Origin of the sequence: Bradyrhizobium sp. BRP22, from assembly GCF_020194175.1 — a bacterium.
Taxonomy (GTDB): domain Bacteria; phylum Pseudomonadota; class Alphaproteobacteria; order Rhizobiales; family Xanthobacteraceae; genus Bradyrhizobium.
In genome coordinates, this window is sequence record NZ_JADYVX010000055.1 from 20,820 (window position 1) to 28,175 (window position 7,356).

The following is a 7,356-nucleotide window of genomic DNA, read 5'->3' on the forward strand; positions in this document are numbered from 1 at the left end:
GCCGAAGCGTAGTGATGCTTGGCCAAAGTCCTCCTTGAGCCGGCCGGGCCTTCTCGAGACGGGATGGTCTTCCGCGCCGATGTTCACGCTGGAGGATCACAATGAAAGTTCTCATCGCCTGCACGCCCGCAACCGGCCATCTCAATCCGCTGCTTGCGGTCGCCCACGGCCTCATCGACGATCGACACGACGTTACATTCCTGACCGGCAGCGTGCTGCGGCCGCGGGTAGAGGCGATCGGTGCGGGGTTCCGGGCGCTTCCCGCCGGTGCCGACTTCGATCTGCGCGTGATGGATGAGGTCGTTCCCGAGCTCAAGACTATCGCGCCGGGACCGCAATGGCTTCGCATCGCCATGGAACGGCTGTTCGTGGACGCCATACCGGCGCAACATGCCGGATTGCAGCTCGCGTTGCGTGACGTCCGACCCGACGTCGTCGTGGGCGATGACATGATCTTCGGCGTGCTTCCGATGCTGCTCGGTCAGCGGGCAAACCGGCCTCCCGTCGTTCTCTGCGGGACTTCGATCCTGCACTGGACCCGCGATGATGGCGCGCCACTTTTTCTTGGGCTGCCGCCCGCTGCCACCCAGGCTGACCGCGACAAGTATGCCGTCATCGCTCAGGAATTCGACGGGATCGTCAACGAGCCCGTGGCGGAGCGCCTGAACGGTGTATTGGCCAAGTTTGGCGTGGGGTCGCTGACCATGCCGATGTTCGAATCCGTTGTCGCGCTCGCGGATGCCTATCTGCAATTGTCGGTGCCGAGCTTCGAGTTCCCGCGCAAGCTCCCGCCCACGGTTCATTTCGTGGGGACGCCTCCGATCATTCCGAACCAGGCGCCGGTGCCGCCATGGGCCGCCGACCTCGACGGCACGCGCAAGGTGGTGCTGGTCACGCAGGGGACGGTCGCCAATCACAATTTCGATCTTCTCGTCGCGCCGACGCTCAAAGCCCTTGCGAACGAGCCGGATCTGCTCGTGGTGGCGACCACCGGCGGTCGCCCCGTCGACACGATCCCCGGCGCGATTCCGTCCAATGCCCGCGTCGCCAGCTACCTGCCGTTCGAGTGGATCCTGCGCAAGGCGGATGTGTTCGTCACCAATGGCGGCTACGGCAGCGTCAATCAGGCCATGAGCTATGGAATTCCGATCGTCAGCGCCGGCCTGACCGAAGACAAGGCCGACGTGAACGCGCGCGTCGCGTGGTCCGGCGTCGGTGTCAACCTGGCGACCAATCAGCCCGATCCGCGGGTCCTGCGCGAGGCGGTTCGGACCGTGCTCGAGAAGCCAGGCTACCGTGCGCGGGCGGCGTCGATGGCCGATGAGTTCGCCAAGCGCGATACGCGCGCGCTGATCGTCCGCATCGTCAACGAAGCGGCGACGGGGAAAAAAGCGCGCGCTCGTCGCAACGCCGCAGCGGCCTAACTTCGCATCCGTGGATATCGCTGCGAGGGATCAACGCCAATTGTTGATCCCTCGCTACCGCGCGGGAACCATCTGGCTGCGAATGTCCTGCGCGGTCTTTTTCAGCGGGATCAGGTATTTCTTTTTCGCGGCAGCCTCGCTCATCGTGCCCGAGATCATGTTGATGCTGATGGCGGCGACGACCGACCCGATCTGGTCGCGGAGCGGCACCGCGATGCCGCAAATTGCCGGGTCAAGTTCGCCATCGACCCAGGCGTAGCCGTCCGTCTCGATGCGGGCGAGGATCTCGCCGATCCGCTGCGGATCGGTCACCGTGCGCGGCGTCACCGGCTTGAAGTCTCCGCTTGCAAGATAGGCGGCGCGCTTCTCGACCGGCAGCGCGGCGAGCAGCACCCGGCCGAGCGAGACGAGATGCGCCGGCAGGCGACTGCCGATGCCAAGATTGGTGGAAAGAATCCGCCGCGCGGGCAGCCGAAGCGCATAGACGATCTCGCGCTCGTCGAGCACGGCCAACGCACAGGATTCGCCGATCTCGTTGCGCAGGTCCTCCAGCGCGCGCTGGGCATAGCCGCAATAGGGAAGGGCGTTGAGATACGACAGCCCCAGTCCCAATGCCCTTGGCCTTAGCGAGAAGTAGCGGCCGTCGGCCGCACAGTAGTTCAGCGTCACCAGCGTCGCCAGGATCCGCCGCGCGGTCGCCCGGCTGAGGCCGGCGAGCTGCGCGGCTTCCGCGAGCGTGTGTCGCCCCGGAGGTTTTCCGAGCGCTTCGATAATCGAGAATCCGCGCGCGATCGAGCGCACGAATTCATCACTGTCCTTGCTCATCGCGCATGCCGGTTCGGCCCTTGCCAGGTGCGGCCGGGTGGTTTAGGGATGGTTCGTATAACGAACGAAGAGTTCGCCAGACGAACAATAGGGGAGTGGAGCGGATGGCGCAAGCTTCAAGCGCGCGAAGCGCAGACTTCGAGACTGATTTCTGGAAGGACGCGAAAACGCGGAAGGTCTGGGACGAGATCGTACCCGGCGAGCCGCGCAAGACCCTGCCATACAAGCTGACCCAGGAGGCGGTTGCCTTGTTCTGCAAGGCCGTCGGCGAGACCAATCCGCTCTATCTCGATGAAGCCGCGGCAAAGGCCGGCCCTTATGGCGGCTTGGTCGCACCGCCTTCGATCCACATCCTCCTGATGTTCGCCTGCACGCCCGCCGACGACTGGATGCGCAGCCCGGGCACCGTGAATGCCGGGCAGTCGTGGAGCTACAACGTCCCGGCGCGGCCGGGCGACACGATCACGTTGCAGGCGCGCGCGCTCGACAAGTTCATCCGGCGCGAGCGGCTGTTCGTGGTGCACGACAATGTTTTCTTCAATCAGCATGGCGAAGTGATCTGCTCGGGTCGCGGCCAGACCATTCGTCCGATGTGAGGAGCGCAGGCGATGACAGTCAGTTTCGATCAGCTCAAGGCCGGCGACGGCATCGAGGGTCCGAAGTTTGCGGTATCGCGGGAGTCGATCCGGTTATTCTGCGACGCCTCGCTCGATTACAATCCGCTGCACCTCGACGACGAATACATGAAAGGCAATTTCGGCAAGACCAATTTCGGCGGCATCATCATGCACGGCATGAACAATTTTGGCCTGCTCACGCGCATGCTGACGGACTGGGCCCAGCCACCCGGTGCCGTTCATCGTCGCCTCGAGACCCGCTGGCTCAAGCCGGTGCGGCCGGGCGATACCATCCAGCCCACCGGCATCATCAAGTCCAAGCAGGTCACGACCAAATCCCGCTGGGTGCTGATCGACGTGATGGTGAAGAACCAGAACGGCGAGCAGGTCGCCGTCGGAGAAGCCATGGTGGAGTTTCCTGTCGCAACCGCGGCAGCCTGAGCACAGGGGTAGCGCGAATGCGCGCGAGGACAGGACGATGAGAAAGCTGGCTGCGATCGCCTGCTCGCTGCTTTTCCTTGGCCTTGCATCGATGGCATCGGCGCAGGATCTGCCGAGATCGATCAAGATCGTCGTGCCGTTCCCCGCGGGAGGCACGACCGACATTCTCGCGCGCTACGTGGCGCAGTCGCTCGAGACCAGGCACGGCATCACCGTGCTCGTCGACAACCGCGCCGGAGCATCCGGCGTGATCGGCTCACAGTGGGTCGCGGCGTCGCCTCCCGATGGCGGCGTGCTGCTGCTCACCGCAACACATCATGTCATCAATCCAAGCCTGCGGAAGAGCTTGCCTTACGACACCCGCACCGCGTTCTCGCCCGTCGCGGTCATCGCCACCGCACCGAACGCCCTGGTCGTCAGCCGGGATTTCGCAGCCAGGAATGTGAGCGATCTGATCGCGATGGCGAAGGCGCAGCCGGGCAAGCTGTCATTCGCTTCCTCCGGTGTCGGCGGCGCCAACCACCTGTCGGGCGAATTGTTCAAGCAGATGGCGGGCGTCGATATTGTGCACGTTCCCTACAAGGGAGCGGCCCCTGCGATGAACGATCTGATCGGCGGCCACGTGCCGATCATGTTCGACACGCTGCCGACGGTGATTCCCGGAGCCGCCGCGGGAACGCTTCGCGTGCTGGCGGTGACGAGCCGGGAGCGCGCGGCGACGCTGCCCGACGTGCCGACGCTCGATGAAGTCGGCCTGAAGGGTTTCGAGGCGACGGCCTGGTTCGGGCTCTATATGCCGCAAGCCGGCGAGTCCGCCGTCTACGGCAGGCTGGTGAGCGCAATTCAGGACGTGCTCGCCGATCCCTCTATCAAGGAGAAGTTCGCGAGCCAGGGCGTCGAGCCGGGCAAGCTGTTCGGCGCGGAATTCGCGAAGTTCGTCGATGCCGAGATCACGAAATGGGGCCGCGTGGTCGAAGCCGCCAATCTGCAGCCGGAATAGTCAAATCGAGACCGCTCGGCCTGCGCCGGTCAGCGATCCGCCTGTTGCAGGAATTCCAGCGTCCAGTTCACGCCCGTCGGAGAGAAGTTGAGGCTGCCGCTGCCGTTCAGGGCGCGCGGCACGATCTGCTCGATCACGACGCGGCCGAAACCTTGCCGTTGCGGCGCGGTCACCGCGGGCCCGCCCTTTTCGGACCACGAGAATCGAATGCGGTCGTCGGCTTCCTCGGCGTGCCAGCGGATCACCACCTCGCCGTCCGGCGTCGATAGCGCTCCGTGCTTGGAAGCATTGGTCGCCAGCTCATGCAACGCCAGGCCCAGATGCTGCACGGCGTCGGGTTTGAGGATAATCGCCGGACCGTCCACGTCGATGCGCCCTGAATTGGCTTCGCCGAAGGGCCGCATCTGCGACGACACCAGATCGTGCAGCGAGGCGCCGCGCCAGCTATCCGTGATCAGGAGATCATGGCAATGCGCCAGCGCCCGCAGCCGCTCCAGGAAACGCGTCTGATACTGCTTGACGTCACCGGCATATTGCGCCGTCTGGTTGGCCACCGCCATGACCACGGCGAGCAGGTTCTTGGTGCGGTGTGACAGCTCCTCGATGATGAAGCGGATGTGCTCCTCGCGCCGCTTCTGCTCGCTGATATCGATGTGCGTGCCGATCCAGCGATAGACCGTCGAGGTCGCATCGCGCAGCGGGATCACCCGGGTCAGGAACGGACGGTAGCGTCCGTCCTTTCCGAGCAGCGACAGCTCCATTTCGAGCGGCGCGCCGGCGCGCAGCGAATCCGCCCAGCGGCTCTTCACTTCCGGCATCGATGCAGGGGAAAGCAGCGCCTGCCAGTCATGAACGCTGCCGGCTTCCACCGGTACGCCCGTATATTCGTACCATTGACTGTTGATCCAGAAGATCCGGCCGTCAGCATCCGCCATCCAGACCAGCTGCGGAATAGCATCGGCGAGCGTGTGAAACTGGCGCTCGCTGGCCAGCAGCGCGGCTTCGGCGCGCTTGCGCTCGGTGATCTCCTCGGCGGCGACATTGACGCCGATGATGTCGCCGCGCGGTCCCCGGTGCGGATGCCAATAGGTGATCCAGGTGCGGCTTTCGACCTGGTCGGGGCGCTGCCCGGCCACTTCGACGCCGATCACCGGCTCGCCTGTCGTCATGATCGAACGGACGATGGCCTCGACGGATTCCGCCAGCGCGGGCACGCACTCCCGCACGGTTCGTCCAAGATGCCCTTCGACGGAAATGCCGCATATTTCGGTGAGCCGCTGGTTGATGTGCAGATAGCGGCAGTCCGGCGACAGGAATGCGAGCCCGATCGGCGCAGTGTCATAGATCAACTGCAGGGCGGGCTGCTCGGCGAACGGCAGGCCGGCCAAGGCAAGGCTCGGCAGATCCGCCTGCGGCTGGGGGCGCGCATCATTGGGCACCGGATGCCTCGTTAGTGCTTCCTCGTCCGCCGCCACCCCCGCTGGCATCACAACCCTACACCGGTGTCCCGCCCCTCTGTCAACCAATCCCGCCGCATGCGTTCTCTTCTTTCAAGCCGTTGAAATTAAATAAAAAGTTCATCCCGGCGGCGCTATCCCCGAGAGGGAGCGGATCGCTGGCCGCTTGAAGATAGACGGATAGCTTCATGCCCAGAGCGCAGTACTCGCCGTTTGAAAATGGTGTATCCGCTGTTTCGAGCGCGCGGCCTGATCTCTGTTCCCGCGCGACAAGAGCATAAGTTTCTGCGGAGGAAGTTTTCATGTCGGCTCTGCCACTCTCGGGCATCAAGATTCTCGACCTGACGCGTGTGCTCGCGGGTCCGTTGTCGGCGCAGATGCTGGGCGATCTCGGCGCCGAGGTGATCAAGATCGAGCGCCCCGGCACCGGCGACGACGCGCGCGCCTTTGGTCCGCCTTACCTGACCGATCCCGAAGGCAAGGAGAACAACAACAACTCGTTCTATCTCTGCGCCAACCGCAACAAGAAGTCGGTCACGGTCAACATCGCCAAGCCCGAAGGCCAGGAGATCATCCGCGAGCTCGCCAAAGGCGTCGACGTGATGATGGAGAACTACAAGGTCGGCGATCTCAAGCGCTACGGGCTCGATTATGAATCGATCAGGAAGATCAACCCGCGCATCATCTATTGCTCGGTGACCGGATTCGGCCAGACCGGCCCCTATGCGCCGCGCGCCGGCTATGATGCGATCTTCCAGGCGATGGGCGGGCTGATGAGCGTCACCGGCCACATGGACGGCGAGCCGGGCGCCGGCCCGATGAAGGTCGGTCCCTCTATCGTCGACTACATGACCGGCATGAACACCTCGATCGGTATCCTGTCCGCGCTCTATAACCGCGATGCCAGGGGCGGGGAGGGGCAGCATGTCGACGTCTGCCTGCTCGACACCGTGATCGCCTCGCTGTCGCACTACGCGCAGATCTATCTCGTCAACGGCAAGACGCCGCCGCGCCGCGGCACCTGGGGCAATGGCGGCATGCCGGCCGGCGTATTCCGCTGCACCGACGGCGAACTGATGCTGGTGGTCGGCAACGACGCGCAGTTCGAGCGCACCTGCGCCGTGCTCGGCGAGCCCGAACTCGCCAAGGACCCGCGCTTCCTCAAGAACAACAACCGCGTGGTGCACGGTAAGGAGATCATGGCGATCTTCGCCGGGCTGTTCCTGAAGAAGCCCGTCGCCTATTGGCTGGAGGAGCTGGAGAAGGCCGGCGTGCCGTCCGGCCCGGTCAACGATTTCGCGCAGGTGTTTGCCGACGAGCATGTCCGCTCGCGCGGCATGGAGATCAAGGTCGACCACCCCTTCGAACATTCGCTGTCGCTGATCCGCAACGCGCTGACGTTTTCGGGCACGCCGATCAAGGACTACCGCGCGCCGCCGCTGCTCGGCGCGAACACCAAGGAAGTGCTGTCCGGCGAACTCGGTTATGACGAAGCCAAGATCGAAGGCCTGAAGAAGCAGGGGATCGTTTAGCGAGTTGTATCCGCGAGCGACGCTGCGCTCCCTCTTCCGCTTGCGGGGGGAGGGTCGGGG

The 7,356-nt window shown here is 64.3% G+C and carries 8 protein-coding genes; 5 read left to right on the forward strand and 3 right to left on the reverse strand.

From position 1 onward, the window contains the following. Positions 1-101 precede the first annotated feature (101 nt). Positions 102-1,424, forward strand: coding sequence for a glycosyltransferase (locus I6F35_RS37255; protein ID WP_225122611.1), 1,323 nt, complete (start codon positions 102-104; stop codon positions 1,422-1,424). A 54-nt stretch (positions 1,425-1,478) separates the two neighbouring features. Here the strand turns inward: I6F35_RS37255 and I6F35_RS37260 are convergent, their stop codons facing one another. Continuing rightward, a complete protein-coding gene (locus I6F35_RS37260) occupies positions 1,479-2,249 on the reverse strand; it encodes an IclR family transcriptional regulator C-terminal domain-containing protein (RefSeq protein WP_225122612.1) in 771 nt (256 codons plus the stop codon). Between the two features lie 104 nt (positions 2,250-2,353). Between I6F35_RS37260 and I6F35_RS37265 the strand changes: the two genes are divergently transcribed. Genes I6F35_RS37265 through I6F35_RS37275 form a run of 3 tightly spaced genes read left to right on the forward strand, consistent with a single transcriptional unit; the run spans position 2,354 to position 4,307 of the window. Next, positions 2,354-2,845 (forward strand): MaoC family dehydratase, encoded by a 492-nt coding sequence (locus I6F35_RS37265; protein ID WP_225122613.1) that lies wholly within the window; start codon positions 2,354-2,356, stop codon positions 2,843-2,845. 12 nt (positions 2,846-2,857) lie between these two features. After that, the gene (locus I6F35_RS37270; RefSeq protein WP_225122614.1) at positions 2,858-3,307 is read left to right on the forward strand and encodes a MaoC family dehydratase; all 450 of its coding nucleotides are present in this window, start codon (positions 2,858-2,860) and stop codon (positions 3,305-3,307) included. 37 nt (positions 3,308-3,344) lie between these two features. Continuing rightward, a complete protein-coding gene (locus I6F35_RS37275; protein WP_225122615.1) occupies positions 3,345-4,307 on the forward strand; it encodes a tripartite tricarboxylate transporter substrate binding protein in 963 nt (320 codons plus the stop codon). A 29-nt stretch (positions 4,308-4,336) separates the two neighbouring features. On the opposite strand, the gene I6F35_RS37280 is transcribed toward I6F35_RS37275, so the two are convergent. Both I6F35_RS37280 and I6F35_RS37285 read right to left on the reverse strand, forming a co-directional pair. Continuing rightward, a complete protein-coding gene (locus I6F35_RS37280) occupies positions 4,337-5,746 on the reverse strand; it encodes a PAS domain-containing protein (RefSeq protein ID WP_225122616.1) in 1,410 nt (469 codons plus the stop codon). 79 nt (positions 5,747-5,825) lie between these two features. Next, on the reverse strand, positions 5,826-6,068 hold the full coding sequence (locus I6F35_RS37285; protein ID WP_225122617.1) for a hypothetical protein: 243 nt from the start codon (positions 6,066-6,068) through the stop codon (positions 5,826-5,828). On the opposite strand from I6F35_RS37285, the gene I6F35_RS37290 reads away from it, so the two are divergent. Then, positions 6,067-7,296 carry a CaiB/BaiF CoA-transferase family protein gene (locus I6F35_RS37290; protein WP_225122618.1) on the forward strand — a complete coding sequence of 410 codons (1,230 nt, stop codon included), beginning with the start codon at positions 6,067-6,069 and terminating at the stop codon, positions 7,294-7,296. The genes I6F35_RS37285 and I6F35_RS37290 overlap by 2 nt on opposite strands. Positions 7,297-7,356: the final 60 nt, after the last annotated feature.

Excerpts from the sequence above, each read along its gene's own strand:
- I6F35_RS37290 (WP_225122618.1), top strand. The coding sequence starts at position 6,067 with ATGTCGGCTCTGCCACTCTCGGGCATCAAGATTCTCGACCTGACGCGT.
- I6F35_RS37255 (WP_225122611.1), top strand. The coding sequence starts at position 102 with ATGAAAGTTCTCATCGCCTGCACGCCCGCAACCGGCCATCTCAATCCG.
- I6F35_RS37285 (WP_225122617.1), bottom strand. The coding sequence starts at position 6,068 with ATGAAAACTTCCTCCGCAGAAACTTATGCTCTTGTCGCGCGGGAACAG.
- I6F35_RS37260 (WP_225122612.1), bottom strand. The coding sequence starts at position 2,249 with ATGAGCAAGGACAGTGATGAATTCGTGCGCTCGATCGCGCGCGGATTC.
- I6F35_RS37270 (WP_225122614.1), top strand. The coding sequence starts at position 2,858 with ATGACAGTCAGTTTCGATCAGCTCAAGGCCGGCGACGGCATCGAGGGT.
- I6F35_RS37265 (WP_225122613.1), top strand. The coding sequence starts at position 2,354 with ATGGCGCAAGCTTCAAGCGCGCGAAGCGCAGACTTCGAGACTGATTTC.
- I6F35_RS37275 (WP_225122615.1), top strand. The coding sequence starts at position 3,345 with ATGAGAAAGCTGGCTGCGATCGCCTGCTCGCTGCTTTTCCTTGGCCTT.